Here is a 25,460-nt window from a genome sequence, read left to right on the forward strand (position 1 = left end):
ACTCGCAATTTTAATTTTCTCCTGTCGGTTTTTCGACGTTAATCGCGGCCTAAAGGTTGCCGGCAGGAGGGGATGGAGGAATGCATTTTTAAAAATGTATTGCTATATCGCAATATTACGATATAATGATAATATGAAAACGAGGTGAATCCACGTGGATAACAACTTTAAAGCCTACCAAGAAGCGGCCGACATGCTGAAAGCGCTGGCCCACCCGGTCCGACTGTGTATCGTGCGCGGCTTGCTCGGTAAACCGCAGTGCAATGTTACTTATATGCAGGAATGTTTGGATCTGCCGCAATCGACCGTGTCGCAGCACTTACAAAAGCTGCGCAGCTTTGGCATCGTCGAAGCTGAACGAAGCGGTTTAGAGGTCCATTATAAACTGGCGAACGACAAAGTGATCAAGCTGGTTCGCCAGTTGTTTGAGGAGGAGGATGACAAATGAGCAAAAAAGTATTGATTGTCGGCGGCGTTGCCGGCGGAGCCTCTGCGGCCGCAAGACTTCGCCGGCTGGATGAGGAAGCCCATATCGTCATGTTCGAGCGGGATCCGTACATTTCGTTCGCCAATTGCGGGCTCCCCTATTATATCGGCGATTCCATCAAAGAGCGGTCAAAGCTGCTCGTCCAAACGCCGGAAGCGATGCATCGGCGCTTTAACATCGATGTCCGCATCGAAAGCGAAGTGATCGGAATCGATCCGGCCACCAAAACCGTGCTCGTTCGCAGTAAAGAGCGCGGCGAATATCGGGAAAGCTACGACGCGCTGATTTTGTCGCCCGGCGCCAGACCTATTCGTCCGAATCTTCCCGGCATCGACAGCAGCCGAATCCATACCTTGCGGAACATTCCGGACACCGACCGTATTAAACGACGGGTCGCCCAAGAGCACGCCGCTTCGGCAATCGTGATCGGCGGCGGATTTATCGGTGTGGAAATGGCCGAGAATTTAAGAGACATCGGGCTTGACGTGACGTTGATTGAAGGCGGCTCCCAAATTTTAGCACCGTTTGATACCGAAATGGCAGGCGTCCTTGCCAAGGAACTGGAGGATCACGGCGTCAACCTACTGATGTCGCAGACCGTCGCTTCGTTTACGGAACAAGCGGATCGGATCGAGGTTCACACTTCGGATGGCCATGAAATATCCGCGGACATTGTGATTTTGGCGATCGGCGTTACTCCGGATACGGCTTTTTTGAAGGACGCCGGCATAGAGCTGGGGCCAAGAGGACATATTGTCGTGAACGACAAGCTGGAAACCAGCATTCCCGATATTTACGCCGTAGGTGATGCGGTTGAAGTCGTCGATTTCGTTAATGGCTCCCAAACCGCCATCCCCCTAGCCGGGCCCGCCAACAAACAAGGACGTATCGCTGCGGATAACGTCTGCGGCCTGGGGACTTCCTATAAAGGCTCGCAAGGTACGTCTATCATCAAGGTATTTGGACTTACCGGAGCAGCCACCGGGAACAATGAGAAAACACTGCAGCGGCTACGCATCCCCTACCGGGTCACCGTGGTTCATCCCAATTCCCATGCCTCCTACTATCCCGGCGCAACCCCGCTATCCATTAAGCTGTTGTTTAAGCCGGACGGTACCGTCCTTGGGGCACAAGCCGTCGGTTATGACGGGGTGGATAAACGGATCGACGAGATCGCCACGGTCATTCGTTTCCGCGGTACGGTAACGGATCTGACCGAGCTGGAACTGGCTTATGCCCCACCCTACTCTTCGGCGAAGGATCCGGTCAACATGGCCGCCTATACCGCGGAGAACGTGTTAAGCGGACGCGTCCAAGTGTTCGTTCCGCAGGATTTGGCGGGGCGGGATGAGCACGCGACCTTGCTGGTGGATGTCCGTTCCGAGATCGAGCATGCCAACGGGCATATCCCCGGCTCCCTGCTGATTCCGGTCGACGAGCTGCGCGATCGGCTGGACGAATTGGACCCTAATAAGGAGATTTGGGTTTATTGTCAAGTTGGGTTGCGCGGATACACCGCTGCGCGGATCCTGCAGCAAAAGGGGTATAAGGTGCGGAATCTGACCGGCGGCTACAAGCTCTATCAAATGGCCAACTACCGGCCCGGACGGGCAAGCTCGCCGGATCGTCCCGCCGATCGTGCGGTACAAGCGGAAATTGCCGCAGCGTCGGCCTCGGAGGCAACCCAGCCGATACCACATGCGACTGACCCCAAGGACGCCAAGCCAAATGCCGATGCCGAGCTCGACGCCTGCGGGCTGTGCTGCCCCGGCCCGCTGATTCAAGTGAAACAAGCCATGGACCGGTTGCAAGCGGGACAAATTCTGCACGTGACCGCCTCCGATCCTGGATTTTACGAGGATGTGCAGGCATGGGCCACGATGTCCAAACACCGGATGGTCCAGGTCAGCAAGAACGCCAATGGCGTTATCGAGGCCTATCTATGCAAGGAAGGTACAAATCGTCGCGCCGAAACAACGGCACAGCCGGCGAATTCTCCGGAGGGCACGACGATGGTCGTGTTCAGCGGCGACTTGGACAAGGCGATCGCATCGTTCATCATCGCCAACGGCGCAGCGGCCAGCGGCAAGAAAGTAACATTGTTTTTCACCTTCTGGGGGCTGAACATTCTGCGCAAGTCGGAAAAGGTGCCTATCGCCAAATCCTTCATCGGCCGCATGTTTGGGATGATGATGCCGCGCGGCAGCCGCAAGTTGTCCCTCTCCCGCATGAATATGCTGGGGATGGGAACGAAAATGATCCGCAGCGTGATGAAAAATAACAACGTCTCGTCATTGGAAGAATTGATGGACACCGCCATTCACCAAGGCGTAGAAATCGTCGCCTGCCAAATGTCCATGGATCTGATGGGCATTCGCCGGGAAGAGCTGATCGACGGGGTCAAAATCGGCGGGGTTGGCTATTATTTAGGCAAAGCCGATCAATCGGGCATCAATTTGTTCATCTAGTCTATCACTTTCACAAGAAGACCGCTGCAGCCTAGCCCGAAACGGGCTTGCTCCGTCGGTCTTTTTCGTTGTGCGGAATGGTTTGCTCGCTCCCTACGATATCGTATAATGGATGAATCGTAATTTTCATTTAAAGGAGTGAGTTCCCATGAGCAAGAAGATCCGACAAAATAACGTGGATCGCTTCAGCGGGTTCGGCGGTCTGTATGATCAGAGCCGTCCCAAGCCACCGGTTGACCTCATCAACATCCTTACGATGTATTTGGGCCGCTCCCCGGAGACGATCGCGGATGTCGGCTGCGGTACCGGACTCTCTTCCTTTGTCTGGCTGGGTCATGCGAAGCAAATCCTCGGGATAGAGCCTAATGATGACATGCGCGTTGTAGCGAACGCTCACTGGCAAAAACGGAACCGGCCGGCCCAACTTCAATTCGTCAAAGGTTTATCTTATGAATTGCCGCTGGAACCGGCTTCCGTAGATATTGTCACCTGCTCTCAATCCTTCCACTGGATGGACCCTCAACCGGCGCTGCAGGAGTTCGCCAGGGTGCTGCGCTCCGGAGGCATCTTCGCTGCATACGACTGCGATTGGCCGCCGGTCTCAACCCCGGAGCTTGAGCAAGCTTATGAACAGCTCATCCAACTGGCTGACAGGCGGGTAAGCGAGCTGATCGAAAACGGCAAGGAAGCCTATAAATGGCCCAAAGACCGGCACTTGCAGCAAATCCAAAATAGCGGCCTGTTCCGGTATTCCCGAGAGATCGTATTTCACCATTGGGAGAGATTTGACGCCGAGCGTTATGCGAATCTGGCCCTCAGTCAAGGCGGCCTTCAAACGGCCTTGAAACTAGGAGCGGACGAGATCGCCTCCGCCGCCGAGCAATTTCGCGATCAGGTGAAGCGGGGATTTGGCGGAGAGATCCGCAACATCCTTTTTAGTTACCGGATGCGGCTCGGCATACTATGACTCAAAATAGAAAGCGGTACAGTTTTTCCATCGAGCTTGGTCGTGATGAAAGCCTTGACATAGAGCGCGCTCTAGCTGCTAAACTACCATTAATTTCGTGGTGAAAGGAGGAATGTCCAATGTGCAAAAGAATGGACGAAATCTTCTATGGCCCTTCAAATTAGTCAGCTTGCGGACGAGATCGGATTGTCTATTCACACTCTTCGTTACTATGAAAAGGAGGGGATTCTCCCACCCGCCAAACGTAATGAAAGAGGTGTTCGCATATTTGATGCGGAAGACATTGAATGGATCAAATTCGCATGCTGCCTTCGCGATTCGGGAATGAGTATTGCCGAAATGAAGCAATTTGTGCAACTGGTCATAAAGGGAGATGAAACGAAACCTGAACGTATCCAAATGCTTCAATTGCAAATTGAACGTATCGAAGCCCAATTCAAACAATTAACTCGCTTCAAGGAAAACATTCAATACAAGATTGATTTATATTCCTCTCAGGTAGGAGATTAGGGGGCGCCAGTCCATGAAAACAATCATGATCACCGGTACATCTGCAGGAATCGGAAGAGCTACAGCCTTACATTTCGCCAATAAAGGATGGAACGTTATCGCTACTATGCGTTCTCCTGAAAAAGAAACGGAATTGGCCAAGGTTCAGAACGTATGGGTTACCTATCTCGACGTTGAAAACAAGGAATCGATCCAAAATGTAATCGAGCAAGGGATATCAAAATTCGGGGAAATCGACGCCGTTGTAAACAATGCAGGTTACGGTGCATTTGGTATCTTTGAGGCCGCAACGGAAGAACAAATTCAAAGGCAGTTTGATGTCAATGTTTTTGGCCTGATGCGGGTAATCAAAGCGATCCTGCCTCATTTCAGAAAGAACCGTAAGGGAGTAATTATCAACGTTACCTCTGAGGGAGGCAGAGTCACCTATCCGTTGTTTTCGCTTTATCATGCTTCCAAATACGCCGTAAACGGATTCACCGAGTCTCTGCTTTATGAACTGTCTCCATTTAATATTCGGGTAAAGATTGTGGAGCCGGGCCCTACCAGAACCGAGTTCACGGGCAGATCCAGGGATGCCATTCAGGATACCCGGTTGACAGATTATAGTGAATTCGAGCAAAAAATCAATTTCATGTATCAAAGCCTGTTCGACCCTGAACAAATCGCTTCTCCGGAACTTGTTGCTGAAGTTATCTACAAGGCGGCAATCGATCCTTCCCGCCAACTGAGATATCATACCGGCTCTGACTTGATGAGGGAACGTGAAGAACTACACGATCATGAATTTATCGGCAAAATGGCTCAAAGATTTGGTATAGATATCGAATAATCTTCAGCATATTATAAACCTGGACTACACCACCGCATAGCGGGTGGTTTTCTGTTTCGCACGCTTCGCGTACTCAACTGGCTTATGCCACTTAAAAAAGGGCAAGACCGCAAAATCGGTCTCGCCCAATATTCTTAGGAGATGATCCACTCTTAGGAGGAGTGGGATAAACAATGCTTAGCGAGAAATGACGTGGATCGGATGACCTTCCACCAGCTCGGCGGTTTCCATCACGATTTCGCCCAACGTTGGGTGAGCGTGAATGGTCAGCGAGATATCTTCGAGCGTCGCCCCCATTTCGACCGCAAGCCCCAGCTCGGCGATCAGGTTGGAAGCTTCGATCCCGACGATTTGCGCGCCGAGAACCACGTTGTTTTCTTCGTTGGCCACGATTTTGATGAAGCCTTCAGGTTGATTCAAAGAAGTCGCGCGGCCGTTGCCCGCAAACGGGAACTTGCCGGCTTTGACCTTGAAGCCCTTCTCCTTCGCCTCGGATTCCGTCAGACCCACGCTGGAGCATTCCGGATCGGTAAATACGACCGCAGGAATCGCTTTGTAATCCACCACGGAAGGCAATCCCGCGATAACTTCGGCAGCAACCTTCCCTTCATAGGAAGCTTTGTGCGCCAGCGCAGGGCCAGCCACGATATCGCCGATCGCAAAGATGTTCGGGTTGCTGGTGCGGCCTTGGTGGTCGACTTTAACCAAACCGCGATCGGTTAATTCAACACCGGCCAGGTCCAGACCCAAGTCGCCATCCGTGTTGGGACGACGGCCAACCGTTACCAGCAGGTAATCCGCGGTGACTTCCTTGCTTTCGCCGTTTACGGAATATTTCACCGTTACATTCTTATCGGTTTGCTCGGCACTTTCGGCTTTGGCGTTGGTTACGATTTCGATGCCGGTTTTCGCCATGTTCTTGGCAACCAGACGGGTCATGTCTTTGTCAAAGCCAGGCAACACGGTATCCATTCCTTCGATGATCGTTACCTTGGTGCCGAATTTGGAGAACATTTGGCCGAGTTCGGCGCCGATGTAACCGCCGCCGATCACCACGAGGCTGCTCGGAATCTCTTGCAGCTCAAGCGCTTCGGTCGAAGACAGGATGCGTCCGCCAAACGGGAAGGCTTTCAGCTCGATCGGGCGGGAACCGGTAGCCAGAATGCAGTGCTTGAAGCGGTAGCGCGGCGATTCATGATCATTAAAGGCGCGGGCTTCGTTTTCGTTGATGAACATCACTTCACCGCTGAACACTTCCACTTTGTTGCCTTTGAGCAGGCCGCTAACGCCTTGGGTCATCTTTTTGACGACGCCGCTTTTGAATTCTTGCGTTTTCTTAAAGTCCACTTTCACGTTCTCCGCCGTAATCCCGAACGCGTCGGCATGCTGCGCGGACTCGTACTGATGCGCTGCCGAGATCAGCGCTTTGGACGGGATACATCCGCGATTCAAGCAGACGCCGCCAAGCTCCGATTTGTCAACGATGAGCACTTTTTGCCCGAGCTGGGCGGCACGAATGGCCGCCACATACCCGCCGGGACCTGCACCGACAACTAATGTATCAATATCAAGAGAAGCATCTCCTACTACCATTGATTACACCTCCATAACGAGCAGCTCAGGATTGGCGAGCAGCTGTTTGATATAATTCATAAAGTTTTGCGCGGTTGCGCCGTCGATCAGACGGTGGTCGAAGCTAAGCGACAAAGCCATGACCGGAGCGACTACGACTTCGCCGTCGCGAACAACCGGTTTCTCACTGATCCGGCCGGTGCCAAGGATCGCCACTTCAGGGTAATTGATGATCGGCGTAAAGAACATGCCGCCGGCGGAGCCGATATTCGAGATCGAAATCGTGCTGCCTTTCATTTCATGGGCAGCGAGCTTGCCTTCGCGGCCGCGGGCCGCCAGATCGGAGATCGCTTCGGCAATCATCCAAATGCTCTTGCGGTCGGCGTCTTTGATGACCGGAACGATCAAGCCGTTATCCGTATCGGTCGCGATCCCGATGTCATAGTGCTTCTTATACACGATTTCGTTGTTCGCGTCATCGATCGAAGCGTTAAGCGCAGGGAATTTCCGCGCAGCCGCGACAAGCGCTTTGACGATGAACGGCAGGTAAGTCACTTTGATGCCTTTCTTCTCCGCTACCGGCTTCATGCGCGTCCGGAAAGCCACAAGCTCGGTGACGTCCACTTCGTCCATGATCGTGACGTGCGGAGCCGTATAAGCCGATTTGACCATGGCGTTGGAAATCGCTTTGCGGATCCCTTTGAACGGTACGCGCTCCTCGTCGGCGCCTACAGGGATTGCCGTAGGAGCCGCCGTTGCCGGTGCCGCAGCCGCTGCATCAGCGCTGGCCGCTGGAGCCGCTGCTGCCGGTGCCCCGCCGTTCTTGAAGGCCTCCACATCTTCGCGGGTGATTTTGCCCGCTTTGCCGGTGCCAGGAACTTGAGCAATGTCGATGCCTTGCTCGCGAGCGAATTTGCGCACACTAGGCGTTGCCAGCACTTCGCGGTTAGACGCGGCCGGAGCGGCCGGCGGTGCCGCAGGAGCCGGAACAGGCGTATTGGAAGGTTCAGCGCCTTGCGAGGCAGCGGCTTGCGGTTCCTCATGCGCCGGTGCGTCGCCTTGATCCGGAATGTCGCCTTCGGCATCGATCACAGCTACGACTTGGCCGACGCGGAATACCGCACCGTCGGCACCAAACACTTCTTGAACCGTCCCGTTAACCGGGCAGGGTACTTCTACGACCGCCTTGTCGTTTTGAACCTCCATGATGATATCTTCATCCGTTACTTTGTCGCCGGGTTTAATATGCATTTTGATAATTTCGCCTTCATGCAAACCTTCCCCAAGCTCTGGAAAACGGTATTCGAACTTTGCCACAGGAAAGACCTCCTAAAAGTTTTGTGAGCCCATGCCTTGAATCAACTTCAAGCAAAACTTGCTTCGGAAGCATAGGCTATTTCTTCTTCGATTTAGAATTCTAGCACTTTATTAACGCCCTCGATTACGCGAGCCGGGGACGGCAGCCATTGGTCTTCGATTTGCGCGAACGGATATACCGTATCCGGCGGAGCGATGCGAAGCACGGGAGCTTCGAGGTGCAGAATCGCTTTCTCGTTGATTTGCGCGATGACTTCCGCTGCGATGCCGGCCGATTTTTGCGCTTCTTGAACGATGATCGCGCGGTTCGTCTTCTTCACGGAAGCGATGATCGTATCGATATCCAGCGGTACGAGGGTACGCAGGTCGATGACTTCAGCCTTGATGCCCTTGGTTTTCTCCAACTCATCCGCTGCTTTGACGGCGGTATGAACCATAAGGCCGTAGGCAAGAATCGTTACATCGGAACCTTCGCGAACGATGTTGGCTTTGCCCAGTTCGACCGTATATTCCCCTTCCGGCACTTCGTCGCGGAAAGCATGGTACAGGTTCAAGTGCTCCATGAAGAAGACCGGATCGTTATCGCGAATGGCAGAAATCAACAACCCTTTCGCGTCATAGGGATTCGAAGGAATGACCAGCTTGATCCCCGGCGTTTGGGCAATCAGGCCTTCCAACGCGTCGGTATGCAATTCGGCCGCTTTAACGCCGCCGCCAAAAGGAGTGCGGAACACGATCGGCGCGTGGTAACGTCCGCCGGAGCGGTAACGCATCCGGGCCGCTTGTACGAGAATTTGGTCCAAGGCTTCAAAAATAAAGCCGACAAACTGGATTTCCGCGATCGGACGGAAACCTTGAATCCCCAGGCCTACCGCCATCCCGCCGATGGCCGATTCCGCCAGCGGCGTATCCATGACGCGCTCTTCCCCGAATTCTTTTTGCAGGCCTTCCGTTACGCGGAACACCCCGCCGACATTACCTACGTCTTCGCCGAAAATCAGAACGTTTGGATCGCGTTGCAGCTCGACGCGCATGGCGTCGCGAATCGCTTCTTTCATATTCATTTGTGCCATTGCTTGTATCCTCCTCTATAGAACGATCAGACTAGTTTACACGTACGCAATTATTGAAAATCGGCTTTTTGCTCTTCCAGATGCTTTGGCGTTGTTTCGAACATGCTGTCGATCAGACCCGGAATCGTCATTTTTTCCGTTTGTTCCGCTTTTTTGATTTGCTCGTTGACTTTTGCTTTCGCTTCTTCCTTCACGCGAGCCGTATCTTCTTCGGTCCAAAGGCCCTTCTTTTCCAAATATTTGGCCAAGCGGGCGATCGGGTCTTTCTCGCTCCACTGTCCTTCTTCCTCTTTCGTCCGGTATTTCGAAGTATCGTCGGACAAGGAGTGTGGACGGAACCGGTAAGTGACCGCTTCGATCAAAGTCGCGCCTTCGCCATTACGGGCGCGTTCGGCGGCTTCCTGCACCGCGCTGATGACGGCGAACACGTCCATCCCGTCGATTTTCACGCCGCGAATTCCGGCAGCAACCGCTTTATGCGCGATCGACAACGCCGCAGTTTGTTTGGAGAACGGAGTCGTGATGGCGTAGCCGTTATTTTGCACGAAGAAGATCACGGGCAATTTGAACACCCCGGCAAAGTTCAGCGCTTCGTAGAAATCGCCTTCCGAGGAGCCTCCGTCACCGGTGTAAGTAATGGCCACTTGTTTTTGCTTCTTGAGCTTGAAGCCCATCGCGATCCCCATCGCGTGCAGCACTTGTGCGCCGATAATGATTTGAGGCATAAGTACGTTGACGCCTTCCGGAATTTGTCCGCCATGCTGATGGCCGCGGGAATACAGGAAAGCTTGGTACAGCGGAAGACCATGCCATACGAGCTGAGGCATATCGCGGTAACCCGGGCAGACAAAGTCGTTTTTGTCCAAGGCGAATTCGCTGCCTACCATGGTCGCTTCTTGTCCGGATACCGGAGCGTAGAAGCCGAGACGGCCTTGACGGCCCAAGTTGATCGCGCGTTCGTCCCAAGTACGCGTAAATACCATGCGATACATCAGTTCTTTCAATTGATCGTCGGACAACGCCGGCACTTTATCTTTGTTAACGATTTCACCGTCTGGCGAGAGCACGGTCAAAGCTTCGACTTCTTCCGTGTATACTTCATAAGGAATCTTGCTCATTTTTTTCACCTCGACTGAAAATTTGATTAACTTGCTCCTCTGTTATAGAATTATTATACTCCTGTTTCATCCTAGAAGTCAAAGGAATTAGGGTCTATTGTGTTATATTTTTATTTTTGTGTATGTAACAGTTTTTCAAAAATAGTATAACACGAACCTATATTGTGGTAAGCTAACGTTATCCCTATTTCATGGTAAATGTTACTTGATCCAGAAGGCAAAAGCAAAATCCATATAACTGGGAGTGTGTGTAAAACCATGACGGATTCGAATTATTTGAAACGAACCATCATTAAAGAGGAAATCCAAAGCCGGTACTTGGGGGAGAAACGATACCTTCGCGTTTACCTTCCTCCCGGGTATAACGAAATCCTGAGCTACCCCGTCATTTACTGCCAGGATGGTGAGGAGTTTTTCAACTTCGGACGCATTGCGACGCACGCCAATCGCCTGATCCTGGACGAAGGCCTCGAGCCTTTCATCATCGTGGGCGTGGAGGTGAATACCTCGGTGCGCACGGAGGAATATGCCCCGTTCGGAAACCGTTTTGACGCCTATACGCGCACTTTTACGGAAGAAATTATTCCCTTTATCGAACGCAATTATCCGGTTCGCCGCGAACCCGAGGAAAGGGTGCTGGCCGGGGATTCATTGGGGGCAACCGTCTCCCTTCACCTCGCTATGAAAAACCCTGAACTGTTTTCCAAAATCATCAGCTTGTCCGGAGCATATTATGAACCGTCGTTGGAAATCCTCGCTCAGGAGACCGACCTTTCCTATTTGTCGCTCTTCATGATCGTAGGATTGCAGGAGGACCATTATACCACCGATACGGGTACCTATAATTTTGTCGAACTGAATCGCAGGGCCAAAGCGCTGCTCGAGGAACGCGGAGCCCAGGTTGCCTACTATGAGAAGGACGGTAAACATTTATGGGGATTTTGGCAGCAAGAGCTGCCCGACGCGTTGATCCACTTTCTGAAATAGCGCTTTCATGCTGTCGGAAAATCAGAGGCTGTCCAGGCGTAGAAACGTTCATCTACTTCGGACAGCCTCTCTTGGTGTCTTTCATTGCCGTCTGACTGCGCGTTAAGGAGTCTGGGTCTGGTCCTGCACGAGGGCCCGTTCGGTTTTTGGCTCGGCCTTCGCTTCCGCCCCGATATAAATATTTCCCGTTGCCAAAGACCGTCTGGGCAGCTTCCATTTATAATGAACGGACAGCATTCGGAAGCAGACGACAGCGACAAACAGCAGAATCAATTCCACCGTCGAGCGGAACCAGCCCAGACCGATCGCCAGCCCCGCCAGCATCGCCCATACGGCGTAAATTTCGTCCCGCAGCACCAGCGGCTTACGCCCGGCCAGCAGATCGCGGATGATCCCGCCTCCGATGCCGGTAAGGACCGCAGCTACCAGCACAGCGCTCATCGGATGCTTCATCTCCGTAGCGTATAACGCCCCTTGGACCGCAAATGCCGACAAACCGATAGCGTCAAACAGCACCTCCGTCCGCTTCCAATGGCGAACCCATGGCATCGGCAGCACGAAGGCGACAAACACGGACAATACAGCCAGCAAAATCAAATCCCCTTGTCCCCATAACGTCGTTACCGGAACGCCGATCAAGACGTTGCGGATGATCCCGCCGCCAAAAGCCGTCACCAGACCCAGCACCAGCACGCCAAGGATGTCGTATTCCTCTTCCATGGCTACGAACGCGCCGGACATGGCGAAAGCGACCGTCCCGATGATGCTAAAGATATCAAAGATGTGCATCTCTTCCGTCCTTCTCTGCCTTTCTCTGTAAGCTATTTTATCAATCCCCATTGTAGGCCCTTAAGGTGAAATTGTGCAACCCTAAAATCTGAATTATACTACTATCTGGAGCAAAGGATTTTGTTGTGACGAAAGGAAGAGTAGAAATGATCGACAACCGGGTTCTCATTTTTGCCGGCGGGCGCTTAGATCCGGGGTTCCTCCGGGAAATTCGTCCGGACGATTTTCTGATAGGAGCTGACCGCGGAGCCTTATTCCTGGTGGAACACGGAATCAAGCCACATATGGCGGTAGGCGATTTCGATTCCGTGAGCCAAGAAGAGTTGGCCCTTATCCGCAATAACTGCAAGGAGCTTCTGACGTGCGATCCGGTCGACAAGGACTTGACGGATACGGAACTGGCCTTTGACCTTGCCGTTCGGCGAAATCCCGCGGAAATCGTGCTCATCGGCGTAATCGGAACACGGTTGGATCATACGCTGGCCAACCTTCATATGCTGCTGCCGGCGACGGAGCAAGGGATCGCCTGCGCGATTTGGGACGAGCATAATTACGTTACGCTGTGCGGATCGGTCTGCCGGGTCGAAGAGCGCGGATATACCTATGTCTCCCTGCTTCCGCTCAGCCCCGTCGTTACCGGCATTACGCTGGACGGATTCCTGTACCCCTTACATAACGCAACGCTCAGGATCGGGCAATCCCTAGCGGTCAGCAACCAATTAGCCGCTTCCACCGGAACGGTACATGTCGACGAAGGATGGCTCCTCATCATTCAAAGCCGGGACTGAGTTAAATATGTTTCATTTTTGTAACCTTTTTGTCATTGATTTAAAACGTGAAATGTATGCAAAAACCCTTGAGTTTTCAAGGGTTTTTTACATGCTGTTTTTCTATGAAATACTCGACATCTTAAAAAAATGTAAACTTTAATGTGATTTTAATAATCGCCGCCAAACCGTTGAGACGCAAGGTTTTTAGGGGTTTATACCAGATATTAGGAGATTACAAATCTGTTATACTCACTTACGAACCGATCCAACAACAAGAATTTTGGAGGTATTACAACATGAATAAACGCAACTTATTCCAAAAAGTATTGACGGTCGGACTTGCGTCCACCATCGGTTTCAGTACGCTGCTTGCCGGCGGGGCTGAACCTGTACAAGCCCAATCCGCAACCAGCACTGCCGTTTCCAAAGGAACGCAAGTTGTAAACTACGGCAAGAAATTTTTGGGCACGCCTTACAAATTTGGGGCATCCACGTCCACGACCCGAGTATTCGACTGCTCTTCGTTTACGAAATATGTGTTCAAAAAGTACGGCGTCACTTTGCCTCGCACTTCCGCCGCGCAAGCCAAAGCCGGTTATGCCGTATCGAAGTCGAATCTGAAAGCCGGCGATCTGGTGTTCTTCTCCAGCGGCAGCCGGGCTAACGGCAAAAACGTTACGCACGTAGCCATCTACATGGGCAGCGGCAAAATTTTGCACACTTACGGCAAACCCGGAGTAACGATCTCCAATTTGAACTCCGGCAACTGGAAGAAAACGTATCTGAAGGCTCGCCGCGTCCTGTAATCGGACAAGCCTAAATCCCCTTATTCAAGAAGTCGTTGCAAGGATCATTTGATCGCAGCGGCTTTTTGACCCTATCAAAACCTGGCGGGACGATCGCCGGGTTATTTGCCGTTTATCCCAGCATGTATCCGGTGCCGCGAATCGTATGAAGCAGCTTCTTCGTGTGGCCGCTGTCAATTTTTTTGCGTAAATGGCGAATATACACATCCACCACATTCGTTCCCGTAGCGAAGTCGTACCCCCATACTTGCTGCAAAATCATGTCCCGCCCGCACACCTTCCCGGCACGCTTCATTAAAAAAAGCAGCAGATCGAATTCCTTCGGCGTCAATTTGATCGGCTCTCCGTCTCTCCACGCCTTGCGGCTGCGCAGATCCATCCTCAAATCCTCAAAGGACAGCTCGGTTAAGGAGCCGTCGCCCAGCCGCTTGAACAGAGAAATCAGATGGCCAACCCGGGCATAAAGCTCGGCCAGGGGAATCGTAACCCGGACCACGTCGTTGGCTCCCCGGGCAAAGCCGGCGACAACCGACTCCGTGCTCCATTCCTTCAACAGAAGAATAATCGGAAACGCGGCAAAACGCCCCATCCCTTCCTGAAGAACCAGCGAGGCGTCGTCCGGCAAATCCGTCCCCAAGAGCAGTAAATCCGGCAGATCTTCCTCCAACAGTCGAAATACGCCAACGCCGTTTCGCTTCCAACTAATCCGGTAGCCCGCTTCCTCCAAACCGGCTTTGATTCGTTCCCCCTCTGCAGGGTCCTCCAACACAAGCATGATGTACCTTTTCATCGCGCAACCACCTTACCTGCATATGCCAATCCATTAATTAAGATGGTCATTCCTGCGGCAAACCATTCGGGTGCTGCCGGCGTCAAAAGGATCAACCTTAACCTAAATAACGGTCATAGATGGTTTTGGCTTCCGCCGAATCTTGCGTCCCGTGGATCAGCGCCCGCCCGTCCTCGAACAGAACCAGCCGACGCTCTCCGATCGAGTAGGAAAGTAAAAACGGATTGACTTCTACCGTCCCCTCTTGCAATCGGCGCAGCTTCTCCGCCATCTCCTGTAGCCCGATTTTTCGTTTGGCCGCCGGACGGATCTGCACCGTGTCCCTGCCGCAGAGCACCTCCGTTTTCCGATGGCTGGCTGCGGATAAATACGGATAAGTCGCTTCGCTACCGCAAGAAAGACAGTCCTCCCGCTTGGCCGATCCGACCTTGATTGAAGCTTGTTCATTCCGCCACAAGTCGAAGGTGAGCAGCGTACCGCGCAAGGCCTCGGGATGACCGGTCAATAGCTTTAGCGCCTCCGTCGTTTGATGGGCCACGACCGTTTGTACGGCCGGCGGAATCACGCCCACCGTATCGCAGGTATCCCCGCCGAGCGGAACGGTTCCGAGCAAGCAGTTCAAGCAAGGCGTTTCGCCGGGCAGGATCGTGTAGGTGATCCCGTAGCTTCCGACGCATCCTCCGTATATCCAGGGAATTCGGTATTTTTGCGATATATCGTTGATCATCAATCGGGTATCGAAATTATCCGTGGCATCCATAATCAGGTTGACGCCGGGGATTAAGCCATCCAGTTCTTCCGGGTCGACATCCATCACGTAGGCATCGATGCGTACCCGGCTGTTGATTGCGGCTAACCGCTGTTTGGCGGCAATCGCTTTCGGCACGCGCCCGGCTGCATCCGTTTCGGAGAAGAGCTGCTGCCGCTGTAAATTGCTCCATTCCACGTAATCTCGATCGGCGATGACGAGATGTCCGACGCCCGCCCGTACCAGGGTCTCGGCGATGCCGGTGCCCAGCGCGCCCGCTCCGACGATCAGCACCTTCGCCTGTTCCAGCTTGTCCTGTCCGGCACTGCCTATCGGAACGAACAACCTTTGCCGTGAATAACGGTCCGGTTGCTTCCCTTGATGTTCCTGATCGATTTCCATTCTTGGTCTCCTCTCCTGCGTTCGAATCTTGGTTTTATTCTAATCGGCGAACAAAACATTTGGTTATCGCAGAGGCCTGTTTGCCTTTTGGAATCGCCCAGCCGTAATACACGGGCTTAAAATCCGGGAGATCCAGCTCAACCGGCACGATATCCGCTTTTCCGCCGCTTTCGAAAGAATAATCCACTCCGACCGTAAGCGCAAGCCCTTCCCTGACCGCGCTTCGAATCGCCTGCACATTGTTGGTGGCGAACAAGATGTCCGGCTCCCCATATTCCGCCAATCTTGCGGTCAAGTCATCGCGTATATGCTCATCGTCATACAGTACCAGGGAATACCCGACAAGTTGTTCCGGCTTCATCGTCTTTGCCAAGGCCAGCAGGGAAGTTTTCGGGACACCGACAACCATTTTTCCTGTAAACCGTTTTTCGAAATGCAGCGTTTTGTTATGGTCGAGCAGATCGGAAGTCAATGCGATAAACCCGATGTCAATGACGCCGCGATGCAGTTCATCCAATATTTCTTTGGAGCCTTGCTCGAAGATGCGGATCTTGACCTCCGGATAATCCTTCTTGAAGTCGGCGATCGCTTCCATTAATAAATGCATCGGACCGGGGATCGTCGCAATGACCAATTCTCCGCTCAGCCTGTCGAGATAGGAATTCGCTTCGGCGCGGAGCGCTCCGAGTTTGTCCAGGATCTCCGCAGCTCGGCTTATGATCGCCTTTCCCTCCGGCGTCGGAACGGCACCAACACCCCGCGAACGGTTGAATAATACGAGTCCGAGTTCCGATTCCAGCAAGGATATGGACTGGCTGACTGCGGACAAAGTCACATGGGCGTTTTGCGCCGTTTTGGTGAGCGAATTCGTTTTGGCTACATCTACAATATACTCCAACTGCTCCAAATTCATGGAATCCCCTCCCGGATTTGAGCAACTTCTTAAGTGAATCTTATTTGATACTAATTATATATAAATTTAGTTTAACAATGACTTTTGTTACAATCATAGTATAGAACTTGATAAATATCAAAAAAGACAGGAGAAGCGCTCATGCAAAAAAACAGGGTTGCCGTCATTACCGGAGGAGCTAGCGGAATCGGAAAAGAAAGCGCATACACCTTTGCCTCCAAAGGGGATCGGGTCGTTGTGGCTGATTTTAATGAAGCCGGTGGACAAGAAGTAATCGAGCGAATTAAGGCAAATGGAGGGGAAGCGATATTCGTCAAAACCGATGTTTCGAAATATGAAGAAGTTGAGGCTTTGGTGGAAAAAGCCGTGGAGGTTTACGGGAGAATCGATATTATGTTCAATAATGCCGGGATCGGGAGAATTACGCCGGTACTGGATCAAAATTTAAACGATTATCATCAGGTGATTCAGGTGAACCAGCACGGCGTTGCCTATGGCATCATCGCTGCCGGCAAAAAAATGCGCGAAATGGGCATCAAAGGCGTGATCATCAACACCGCCTCAGTGTTCGGTTTCCTCGCTTCTCCCGGCACCTTCGCTTACCATGCTTCCAAAGGCGCCGTGATCATGATGACCAAATCCGCTGCTCTGGAGATGGCGGACTGGGGCATCCGCGTGATCGCCGTAGCGCCCGGCGCGGTTGACACTCCGATTATTCAAGGATATAAAGACAAAGGCATGATCGATTTGGTAAAGTCCAAAGTGATGGGCAACAAATTGACCTTGCCGGAACAAGTCGCCGATACCGTCTATTTGCTGACGCTTGACGAAGCCAGCGCCATTAACGGCAGTGTCGTCATGGCGGACGAAGGATATGCCTCCTTCAAATAACCAAGCAATAGCTGAAGAAGGGGCCGTCCAGTACGCCCCCTTCTTCCCATTTTCACGGCCCGCTCGTTCGGCAATCGAGCGGAAAGTACCCGCTTGCCGCTGCGCCTCGTTCATCCGGGAAAATCTCTTCTTCACGGTAACCCAACCTTCGGGCTTCAGGACAGGACTCCCGGTAGTAGTATTTCAGCCCCGTCAGCGGATCGGTCGCTCCGAGAATCACCGGCGTTCGCTCCAGCCTCCCTCCGCCTAACGCATAGTCGTTGTAATGGCGATCCCCCACCGGGATCCCTTGCAGAAACACCAGAATGCCGACGTCATTCAGCGTGTTGTTCCACTCCTCCTGCGGGATGACCGGCAGCGTAAACGTATAATGCACCCCCAGCTTCGCGGAGAGCAAATTATGCAGACGAATCGTTTGGGCCAAATCCTCCTCAATCCGGCGAACGATCGTGGCACGCCGAACGGCCTCAAATTCCGCGCCGCTCTGGAGCAGCGGGATGGAGACCGCCGACTTGACCTCGGGTTGCGGTCCGCTGACCCAAAGATCCGCCGCTGCATCGTAGGCCGTCACCTCCCCGTCCAAAGTAAAAGCGATGCTGTTCCCGTCTGCGTCCGCATAGGTATAGGGCTTCTTATCTCGCCAGCGGTAAATGATTGTATCGCTGTCCGGTACGCGATCGGCCGCATAGATGAAGTAGCCGTCGTAATCGATGACGACAGCCGCCGGGATATAACCGAGGAACGCCTGCTGGCCTAACGGATCGTCCGCGATGCCAAAGTTTAAATACAAGCTCCGAAGCAACGCGGCCAGCGCTTGCTCTTTATCGGCACGCATCCATTTTGCCGATCCGTATCCGCTTTCGTATTGCTGCAGCTCGTTGCGGTTCAACGCAAGAGCCGCGTCTTGAACGGCCGTGCGCAGCGCGGCGGTATACCGGGTTTCGAGGCGGTTCACTTCCCGTAGATTCTCGGCCCGTTGGCCGCTCAGCCAAAGAAACGGAGTGACGATCAACACAAAGATTACGGCCCAATCAGTAATCTTCATTCAACACCATCCCCCCGTACGATAGCTGAGACGGATTCGTTTGGCCTGCACCGTTATACAGAAACTCCGATAAAATATCAAACGGGCTGCGGGAACAATCAACTGCCGTGACGGCGAAGAAATCCCCTTCCTGAAGCATGTAGGGCTCACCCTGCTGCCCGGTACCGGTTGGAAACATTACCCGCAAGACATCCGATGTGTAGAACGCGTCGTAAACAACGTTGAAATCGTTCAGGAAGGTTCCGGGATCGGCCGGATCGCCGTATTCCGGATGGTAGGTCTTATGCCGGTGCTCCAATTCAACTTCATACCACCCCCCGGTGATTTCCAATTCGCGGATAAAATCCTCATACATCGCCGGCGTCACCATCCCTTTGTTCCGAACGGCATCGGTAAACTGAACCAACGTGCGATACGCCGCCAAATACCGGATGTCCTCTTGCCGCTGCGCCGCCTGAAGGGCCGGATACAGAAACAAGAGCAGCACGGCCAACAGTGCGGCCGTTATTTTGGACAAGGCATTGACCATCCCCAGCCACCTACTTTCTGCGAAAAATAACGCGAATCTCTTTCCCGGATACATCGTAAACGCGTTCCGCAACATAATCCGCGCGCAAATCCAACACGGCTAAAGCGCGTTTGCGGCTTTGCTCCAATACGTCCTCCAGCGGAGCGCCCGGGGGTGCGTTCAGCAATTCGCCGCTGACCTCAATCTCCATCCCGAGTTCGTTCCAGTCCGGAAGCCGATGCAAGATCTCAAGACCGGTATACGTTTCGCTTGCGAAGTCCAGGAAATCGGCATCTCCTTCATGGCCGTACACGCTTCGTTCGGCACCGTGCATCCGTGCAGCCAGCGCATCGTAGGATTCATTTTGCTCAACCGCAATCTCCAGCGTATAAAGCGCCGCCGCCAGAAATGAGCTGACGGCGAAGACCAGCCATATCAGGCTTTTCACGTGGCTAAACATTTGGGCCTGCGCCTCCAAACCGCCATCTTTACGGAATTAGCGTCGTTTGCGTAAATACCAATCCGCGGACTACATTGGAACTGTCCTTGACCACTTTCGCTTTGAATTTACCGCTCGGATTGACGTATTCATTCAGCCGTTCGTCCCAAGCATTGCTGATGGGGGCATAGCTCGGCCCGTTCACGGAACCGTATCGCTGGGATGATTCGGGCTCATTGATGATGAGCACATCCCCATACCATTCCCCTCCGCTGTTCTTCCCGGTTTTCACCAATATTCCGAATTGGTCGCGATCCCTAAATTTTCGCAATGCGTTGGTGACCTGCGAGCCGCTGACCGTCGTATCGTCATACACCGTAAATGAAGCCTGGGACAATTCGGTCTGGATGTCGGAGAAGCTATTTTGCGCCGTTTTGGTGGCTTCCTGCGCAGATACGAACAAGATGACGACGATCGTAATCAAAGCAATCGTCAAAAAGATACCTGCCGCGACTTTTAAAGCGGATGAAGCGTTGTTCATCGATAAATGCCTCCTTTAAATCTTTATAATTTTTGAAGTTGTTCGAAATACAAGCCCATCTGTTCAAAGCTCATCCAGATCAGCGGAATGACCAAATAGGCGAACACCAGCGCATACATCGGGGTAAATCCGATGATTTGACCCCAACCGGCTTTGACATCCAGCGCTTTCTCGTAATCAAGGCGCCGCCGCTCAAATTGATAGGACATGTCGCTGTCCAGATCGTCAAAGGCGGCGAAGACCGTAAGTTTCTCCGACGCCAGCAGCAGCTTGTCCGCCAGACGTTGGAATTCCTCCAGCACAATCTCCTCCTTCAGCTCCAGCAGCGCAGCCTCGGGGTCATGGCCGTAGTTTAACATGCATTTTTCCAGAGGTATCCGAAAGATCACGGCGTATGCGGCCAGCCACTCCAGGATTTCTTCCACGGAGATGCGCTCCAGCTCCCGCAGGATGGCGATCATCGTCAGAAATTGATACACCTCATGGCGCATGTCCATCCTCCGCATCCAACGCTGGAATTGCACGGTCCAAAGCGGCAGTTGGTAACCCACCAACCCGGCGAGAAATGACAGGGCAACCTCCCACCACTTGAGATACTCCCGATTCCAACGCTCCAGCTTGCCCATGATCCGCCGGGCGGTTTCCGATATCGCTTCGTGGGAAGCCCTCTCCCCGCCGCTCGCGTGCAAAGCGGAGACGGAGCGGGCGATCTCGTCATAACCGGCCGACGCCGACATCCCCAGCTCCCGCATCACCGCAGCATCCCGTTCGGCATCCTGGCGTCCGGCTTCAATCGCATCCTTCGGCAAGGCGCCAAAAAAGGCGGCAGCGGCGGGAGGTTCCGTCAGAATGCGTTGCTGCGCAAAATGGTGGAGCGCAAGGAACGCGCCAAGGGTAACGACAAAACCCAAGACAAAAGCGCTTATCCGCCTGACCTGAAACCATTCGACCCGCAGCCGATGGTTCGTCTCCTTCAACAGCTGGGAAATCCGATGATAAGCCATGGAATCGAGCGGCGGAACCAAGCGGCGGCAAATGCGGCCAAGCGCTTCATGCGCATACACCCGAGCTTCCCACGGCCGGTTTGCCGGTTTCGCGCGATAGGCCGTCTCTTCCTCGCTCTTCAGCTTTTGCAGCAGCACATAACTGAACAATATGGTCAGAAAAAGACCGGCTTTGATCAACATCCCCGCTTTGCTTAAATAAAACGAATCCATCAAAGGGAAATGCCCTCTGGCCCACATCTCAACCGGCTTCGTAAAAAAGACCGGCAGCAATGCGATGACGTGCAGCCCTTTTAACAAATAATCCAGACGTTTTTTTCGGATAAGCTCCAATTGAACTTCGCCGGTCAAGCGGCTAATGCCGCGAAGGTACATTGAACCTTCCGCGCGTTTCCGGTCGCCGTATTCCGACACCAGCCGGGAAATGCCGGCGAAGGCTTTCAAATAACGGCTGGGCGCCGTTTCGTAATATTTCTCCAGAGCCACGTCCGGATTCGCGTCCCCCAGCGCTTCGCTGATCCAATGGGCATGAACCCCGATTTCGCGTCCAACTGCCTCGCCGGCTTCCTCAATCGCGTCCGATACCATACCGTGCCGATGGTACGCATGCCGTACGGCGGCATAAAAACCGAGCGTTTGTTCAAGCAGCTTGGTCTCCAGACGATTGACGTAACCGTCGAGCACCAGGCCTTGCAGAACGGCGGCGGCAATCAACAGCGACAGGAAGAACATCAAATCGGGATTCAGCGCAGTCAACACCGCGATCGAAGCGGCAACCGTCCCCGTGATCCCGTAGGAGAACTTCATCGTTTGGCGCCTTAGCTCCGGCTCGTCATAGGGATGAATGACCGCCAAACGCATCCGGACTTTTCCGGCATAATGCCTGAGCGGCGGTACCTTCATCCACACGGCATACGACTGGAGGAAGAAGGCGGAAAGCCCAAGCTTGATTCGGCGCAGCGGTTGCTCGGAAGACGCACCGGCCGGCCCCGAAGCATCCGCCCATAACGGATTTTCCCTCTTCCCCATCAACCGACCGGCGGCATAGAAGCCGACGCAACCGCTCATGGAAATCCCAAGCACCAGCAGCAGGATCGTCTTAAGCTCCAACCGTCTCCCCCCAATACGAGCCGACAAACCGCTCAAAATCCGCGGCGTCTTCCGGCAGCATCTCCCGGGCCATAGCCGCGCGGGATTGAAGCGAAATCGGCTGGACGGCCACGTAACGCCCGTTCCGATATTCCATAATCACCCGCTCCTCGTATCCGCTTGGATACGCCGCATTCTCCGGCTCCCGGCGGCAGCATTCCGTGATTCGTTCGATATAACGCTGGCCCGTCATATCGCGGCGCAGGTGAATGTCGAAGTCGATGACCGTGGCGACCTGCAGCTCGGCGATTTTTTCGTCGCGGAACATGCCGGTTTTCAGCAGCGAGTTGCGCAGCGACTCGATCAAATCGCGAAACGTTTTGGCATGATGCGTAAACAAGGTGAACAAGCTGGCCACCTGCGCCATCTGCACCATCCAGGCGGCAACCTCGTCGGTCGCAACCTCTCCAAGGATATGGACGGTGCCGTCCGTCTTTTTCTGCAAGTCCAAGGCGGCCTGTCCGCTAATGTACTCGGTTTCCCGGAAGCTAAGAATGTTGCGCCCGCTGTATAAGCGCCGCAGATGCAGCTCGAAGGACATTTCCTGCACGCGCAGCGTATACGAGGCATAGATATGCTTGACCATCGCCATCAGCAGCGTTGTTTTGCCCGAGCCTTGCGAACCGGTAATCGAGGTAATCCGGCTTCCCTTCATGAAGTATTTCAACAAACCGAGCGGCAGCTCGGCATGATCGCCTTGGATCAAGCACTCCAGCGAAGCGCCGGGGACATCGAACTTCCGTACGAAAAACGCCCACGTCTCCGCAAAAGGCGGCCGAACGACCACAATCCGCGAACCGTCCTTCAATTCGTTCACCTTATACCCATTCGCCTCCGACAGCTGGCCGGGCAGATTAAACTTGTAAATGTTTTGGCAAACGCGTTTTAATTCCGCTTCGCTACCGAAGGACAGAAAGGCCAGACGGATACTTTTGCCCTTGTAGAAAATCCAGACGCTATCCCATGTGTGAGTGATTCGTTCGCCGTCCACGTCCACGTCAATGCCAGGAATGGCCCTATCGTTTCCCGTATGATCAAAGGCGGCATTATGGGCCGGTTTGCTCGCCGTATAACCGTCCGGTATCCCGCTGACGCCGCCGCTCAGTCCGTCGATCCGCATTTCCCGCAGCTCGTCCACAACCGAAAAGCCTTTATACATCTGGTACACGCGCTGAACCACGATCTCCAGCTTCTCCTGGAATGTGAGCGCGCGGTATTCCAGGAAGAAAACGCGGTCAAGGTCATCGCCGGTAATTTCGTACACCGGGGAACCGTCGGCCGTTTTTGGCGGCTTCGGATCGTCCAGCGAGTAATCTTCGATCATTTGCGTCAGCCCGTCGGCACCATAACGCAGCTTGTACAGGTACAATACGATGTCGAAGCGGTCTTGGGCCGTTAATAGCTCCCGGCGCTGGAACGGCAGAATCCGGTCGATCTGATGTTCGTCGATTCCATAATCGCCCGCCAGCATGTCGCGAATAAACGCCTTAATATACTGTTTATCCTGCGGATCCCCGTACGTGCATCCCCGAAGGGCCTGACGGAGCTCCGCCCGCGCTTTGGCTTTGCGGTTCCATGCCTCCTCGCTCATGCCCCAATCCTGACCGGCCGAACGGCTGAGCTCATGCAGCCGTTCCTTGACGTAGGCCGCAATGACCGAAAGCTCGTAGCAATCCCGGCCATTTGGCCGAGCAGGCCCTCTTCCCCCTTTTGTTCGGACTTTGTACCCTATCCAGAGCAGCGCCGCCAGGATCAGGAACGCGATCAATAAACCGTTCATCAGCCCGTTCATTGTCTACGCCCCCTTCTCCTTCATTGAATCGGATGCGCCCGCTTCCGCCGCTAACTCCATCAGCTTATTCCCCAATTCGCGGTATCCTTTGAGAAGAAACTCGCGGTCTCCACCCCGTTTCGGCCAAAGCGGATATTTGCGAAAATACGCCAAGATATTTCGGTCGTTCCAGGCGTCGGAAAATTCGGTGTGGCGCGGTATGCCGATCATCGGCAGCGCGGAAGGAAGGCGGCGCTTCAAATTGTTCAGCCCCCAGCGGGACCGGGAATCGTAGGGCGAGATAACGAAGATCGCTTTTGTCTTCTGAGCGCCAAGGCACGAGGTCATTTCCGCAAACCGCTCGTCCAATAGGCCAAGCCGGTGCGGCTGCACCGCCACCAACACGTCGCCTTCGCGCCGATTCCGCAACACCTCGCTTAATCGCTGGCCCTGCGCACAAAGAACCAGCCCATCGTAGGCTTGCTCCGCCATCGCCAGCACCTCGGCGACGCTCCCCCTGTCGGCTTCCTTCCATGTCGATTCGCCTAAACGCGTCCCGCACACCAGATCAAGACGCCCGCGCAGCAGCGGGACGGTATAATCGGCAAAATTGCTTATCGCAAGCCGCCCGCTTGCCTGAAGGCGAAGCAGCGCATCGAGGCCATGCTCCGGGATCGCCTCCCCTCCGTAAGTATCGCCGTGCAGGCGGACGGTCTGCCGCATTCCTTCCTCCAGGCCGGAGCCGGCCGGCCCTTCATTAACCAGGAGCAGCCGCTGCGGATGTCGCAGCGCCAGCGTTACCGCGGTGGCTACAGCAGCTTCGGCGGCGCCGCCGAGACCGCCGTCCCAAAAAACAAACCGGCTCATGCCTGTCTCCTCTCCGCCTGGCGCACGGCGCGTTTGGTCATGGCGTCATCCCAACCCGCGAGCCCGCGGAGCAGGTTGCGCAGAGCTCTTTTGTAAGCGCGGGAGAGGCCGCCCAGGCGTAGACGCTGGGCATGTTCGTTCTCCAAAAGGGCGGCCAGATTCGACTCGCTCCAGGGAATGCAAAGTTCCGCGGAACGCCATTCCAACGGAAGCCCGTCGAGCAAGCTCAGGATCAAGCGGCTTGTCACGCCGCTGTCGACCGTACGGACAAAGACCGGCCGTACGGACAACCCGCGCAGTTGCGGCCAGAGGTGAAACAAGCTGCGGAACCACTGAGCACTGGCCTCTACCTCGTACCGGTCGAACGATGTTACCCAGACGATGTCATCCGCCGTAACGAACAGCTCCGGGGTAACTCCGTTGAGCGTTTCGACATCCATCAATTCGTAATCGTAAGCGGGGGATGTTTCCGGATGCATACCGCCCGCTCCCCCCGTCGCTACATCAAAACCGTAAAACTCCATGAGCGGAAGGTCGGCCTCCCCTCCGCCGATCGAATACCGATATTTGCCGTTCTCCGTACCGTCCGTTAACAGAACCTTCGAGCCGGCCGCGGCCAATACGCTGCATAAGTACAATACAAGGTCGCGTTTATCGCTTTTGCCTACGAACAACCATCGCTTCATTCCATACTCT

25 protein-coding genes are annotated in these 25,460 nt (G+C 53.9%); 9 read left to right on the forward strand and 16 right to left on the reverse strand.

The annotated features are described in order from the left end of the window. Positions 1 to 154: 154 nt before the first annotated feature. The 5 genes from ACZF99_RS13000 (at position 155) to ACZF99_RS13020 (ending at position 5,264) form a co-directional block, all read left to right on the forward strand. The gene (locus ACZF99_RS13000; RefSeq protein WP_483612415.1) at positions 155 to 448 is read left to right on the forward strand and encodes an ArsR/SmtB family transcription factor; all 294 of its coding nucleotides are present in this window, start codon (positions 155 to 157) and stop codon (positions 446 to 448) included. Next, the gene (locus ACZF99_RS13005) at positions 445 to 2,955 is read left to right on the forward strand and encodes an FAD-dependent oxidoreductase (protein ID WP_483612417.1); all 2,511 of its coding nucleotides are present in this window, start codon (positions 445 to 447) and stop codon (positions 2,953 to 2,955) included. Before ACZF99_RS13000 ends, ACZF99_RS13005 begins: the two co-directional genes overlap by 4 nt. A gap of 148 nt (positions 2,956 to 3,103) precedes the next feature. After that, positions 3,104 to 3,922 carry a class I SAM-dependent methyltransferase gene (locus ACZF99_RS13010; RefSeq protein WP_483612419.1) on the forward strand — a complete coding sequence of 273 codons (819 nt, stop codon included), beginning with the start codon at positions 3,104 to 3,106 and terminating at the stop codon, positions 3,920 to 3,922. A 147-nt stretch (positions 3,923 to 4,069) separates the two neighbouring features. Continuing rightward, the gene (locus ACZF99_RS13015) at positions 4,070 to 4,432 is read left to right on the forward strand and encodes a MerR family transcriptional regulator (RefSeq protein ID WP_483612421.1); all 363 of its coding nucleotides are present in this window, start codon (positions 4,070 to 4,072) and stop codon (positions 4,430 to 4,432) included. 13 nt (positions 4,433 to 4,445) lie between these two features. Next, the gene (locus ACZF99_RS13020; protein WP_483612423.1) at positions 4,446 to 5,264 is read left to right on the forward strand and encodes an SDR family oxidoreductase; all 819 of its coding nucleotides are present in this window, start codon (positions 4,446 to 4,448) and stop codon (positions 5,262 to 5,264) included. 177 nt (positions 5,265 to 5,441) lie between these two features. On the opposite strand, the gene lpdA is transcribed toward ACZF99_RS13020, so the two are convergent. The 4 genes from lpdA to pdhA form a co-directional block, all read right to left on the reverse strand. Beyond that, the gene (lpdA, locus tag ACZF99_RS13025) at positions 5,442 to 6,857 is read right to left on the reverse strand and encodes a dihydrolipoyl dehydrogenase (RefSeq protein WP_483612425.1); all 1,416 of its coding nucleotides are present in this window, start codon (positions 6,855 to 6,857) and stop codon (positions 5,442 to 5,444) included. Between the two features lie 3 nt (positions 6,858 to 6,860). Further along, positions 6,861 to 8,153 carry a dihydrolipoamide acetyltransferase family protein gene (locus tag ACZF99_RS13030; protein ID WP_483612427.1) on the reverse strand — a complete coding sequence of 431 codons (1,293 nt, stop codon included), beginning with the start codon at positions 8,151 to 8,153 and terminating at the stop codon, positions 6,861 to 6,863. Between the two features lie 92 nt (positions 8,154 to 8,245). Then, positions 8,246 to 9,226, reverse strand: coding sequence for an alpha-ketoacid dehydrogenase subunit beta (locus tag ACZF99_RS13035; RefSeq protein WP_483612428.1), 981 nt, complete (start codon positions 9,224 to 9,226; stop codon positions 8,246 to 8,248). A gap of 50 nt (positions 9,227 to 9,276) precedes the next feature. Continuing rightward, the gene (gene pdhA / locus ACZF99_RS13040; RefSeq protein ID WP_483612430.1) at positions 9,277 to 10,344 is read right to left on the reverse strand and encodes a pyruvate dehydrogenase (acetyl-transferring) E1 component subunit alpha; all 1,068 of its coding nucleotides are present in this window, start codon (positions 10,342 to 10,344) and stop codon (positions 9,277 to 9,279) included. A gap of 258 nt (positions 10,345 to 10,602) precedes the next feature. Between pdhA and ACZF99_RS13045 the strand changes: the two genes are divergently transcribed. After that, positions 10,603 to 11,331 carry an alpha/beta hydrolase gene (locus ACZF99_RS13045; protein WP_483612432.1) on the forward strand — a complete coding sequence of 243 codons (729 nt, stop codon included), beginning with the start codon at positions 10,603 to 10,605 and terminating at the stop codon, positions 11,329 to 11,331. Positions 11,332 to 11,433: 102 nt separating this feature from the next. Here the strand turns inward: ACZF99_RS13045 and ACZF99_RS13050 are convergent, their stop codons facing one another. Continuing rightward, positions 11,434 to 12,120: a trimeric intracellular cation channel family protein gene (locus tag ACZF99_RS13050; RefSeq protein ID WP_483612434.1), complete on the reverse strand. Its 687-nt coding sequence runs from the start codon at positions 12,118 to 12,120 to the stop codon at positions 11,434 to 11,436. A 146-nt stretch (positions 12,121 to 12,266) separates the two neighbouring features. Here ACZF99_RS13050 and ACZF99_RS13055 point away from each other — a divergent pair, with 146 nt between their 5' ends. Together ACZF99_RS13055 and ACZF99_RS13060 are read left to right on the forward strand one after the other, a co-directional pair. Beyond that, positions 12,267 to 12,908, forward strand: coding sequence for a thiamine diphosphokinase (locus ACZF99_RS13055; RefSeq protein WP_483612436.1), 642 nt, complete (start codon positions 12,267 to 12,269; stop codon positions 12,906 to 12,908). A gap of 278 nt (positions 12,909 to 13,186) precedes the next feature. Next, entirely contained in the window at positions 13,187 to 13,696 is a 510-nt protein-coding gene (locus ACZF99_RS13060) for a C40 family peptidase (RefSeq protein ID WP_483612438.1), read from the forward strand. Between the two features lie 112 nt (positions 13,697 to 13,808). Here ACZF99_RS13060 and ACZF99_RS13065 read toward each other — a convergent pair whose 3' ends face one another. The 3 genes from ACZF99_RS13065 to ACZF99_RS13075 form a co-directional block, all read right to left on the reverse strand. Then, on the reverse strand, positions 13,809 to 14,486 hold the full coding sequence (locus ACZF99_RS13065; protein ID WP_483612440.1) for a winged helix-turn-helix domain-containing protein: 678 nt from the start codon (positions 14,484 to 14,486) through the stop codon (positions 13,809 to 13,811). 97 nt (positions 14,487 to 14,583) lie between these two features. Beyond that, positions 14,584 to 15,636, reverse strand: a complete 1,053-nt coding sequence (locus tag ACZF99_RS13070) for a MoeB/ThiF family adenylyltransferase (protein WP_483612442.1) — start codon at positions 15,634 to 15,636, stop codon at positions 14,584 to 14,586. 34 nt (positions 15,637 to 15,670) lie between these two features. Further along, complete coding sequence (locus tag ACZF99_RS13075; protein ID WP_483612444.1) at positions 15,671 to 16,549, reverse strand: LysR family transcriptional regulator; 879 nt, start codon at positions 16,547 to 16,549, stop codon at positions 15,671 to 15,673. Positions 16,550 to 16,690: 141 nt separating this feature from the next. Here ACZF99_RS13075 and ACZF99_RS13080 point away from each other — a divergent pair, with 141 nt between their 5' ends. After that, the gene (locus ACZF99_RS13080; RefSeq protein WP_483612446.1) at positions 16,691 to 17,440 is read left to right on the forward strand and encodes an SDR family NAD(P)-dependent oxidoreductase; all 750 of its coding nucleotides are present in this window, start codon (positions 16,691 to 16,693) and stop codon (positions 17,438 to 17,440) included. Between the two features lie 52 nt (positions 17,441 to 17,492). Here the strand turns inward: ACZF99_RS13080 and ACZF99_RS13085 are convergent, their stop codons facing one another. Genes ACZF99_RS13085 through ACZF99_RS13120 form a run of 8 tightly spaced genes read right to left on the reverse strand, consistent with a single transcriptional unit; the run spans position 17,493 to position 25,450 of the window. Next, entirely contained in the window at positions 17,493 to 18,485 is a 993-nt protein-coding gene (locus ACZF99_RS13085) for a hypothetical protein (protein WP_483612448.1), read from the reverse strand. After that, positions 18,472 to 19,014 carry a hypothetical protein gene (locus tag ACZF99_RS13090; protein ID WP_483612450.1) on the reverse strand — a complete coding sequence of 181 codons (543 nt, stop codon included), beginning with the start codon at positions 19,012 to 19,014 and terminating at the stop codon, positions 18,472 to 18,474. The genes ACZF99_RS13085 and ACZF99_RS13090 overlap by 14 nt, the downstream gene beginning before the upstream one ends. A 10-nt stretch (positions 19,015 to 19,024) precedes the next feature. Beyond that, complete coding sequence (locus ACZF99_RS13095; RefSeq protein WP_483612452.1) at positions 19,025 to 19,441, reverse strand: hypothetical protein; 417 nt, start codon at positions 19,439 to 19,441, stop codon at positions 19,025 to 19,027. Between the two features lie 40 nt (positions 19,442 to 19,481). Next, a complete protein-coding gene (locus tag ACZF99_RS13100) occupies positions 19,482 to 19,973 on the reverse strand; it encodes an ABC transporter permease (protein WP_483612453.1) in 492 nt (163 codons plus the stop codon). 23 nt (positions 19,974 to 19,996) lie between these two features. Continuing rightward, complete coding sequence (locus ACZF99_RS13105) at positions 19,997 to 22,087, reverse strand: hypothetical protein (RefSeq protein WP_483612455.1); 2,091 nt, start codon at positions 22,085 to 22,087, stop codon at positions 19,997 to 19,999. Further along, the gene (locus tag ACZF99_RS13110; RefSeq protein ID WP_483605491.1) at positions 22,077 to 23,918 is read right to left on the reverse strand and encodes a P-loop NTPase family protein; all 1,842 of its coding nucleotides are present in this window, start codon (positions 23,916 to 23,918) and stop codon (positions 22,077 to 22,079) included. Before ACZF99_RS13110 ends, ACZF99_RS13105 begins: the two co-directional genes overlap by 11 nt. A gap of 3 nt (positions 23,919 to 23,921) precedes the next feature. Continuing rightward, positions 23,922 to 24,764 (reverse strand): hypothetical protein, encoded by an 843-nt coding sequence (locus ACZF99_RS13115; protein WP_483605492.1) that lies wholly within the window; start codon positions 24,762 to 24,764, stop codon positions 23,922 to 23,924. Beyond that, positions 24,761 to 25,450, reverse strand: coding sequence for a hypothetical protein (locus tag ACZF99_RS13120; protein ID WP_483605494.1), 690 nt, complete (start codon positions 25,448 to 25,450; stop codon positions 24,761 to 24,763). Before ACZF99_RS13120 ends, ACZF99_RS13115 begins: the two co-directional genes overlap by 4 nt. Positions 25,451 to 25,460 lie beyond the last annotated feature (10 nt).

Source organism: Paenibacillus sp. JL3B1040 (assembly GCF_057063165.1).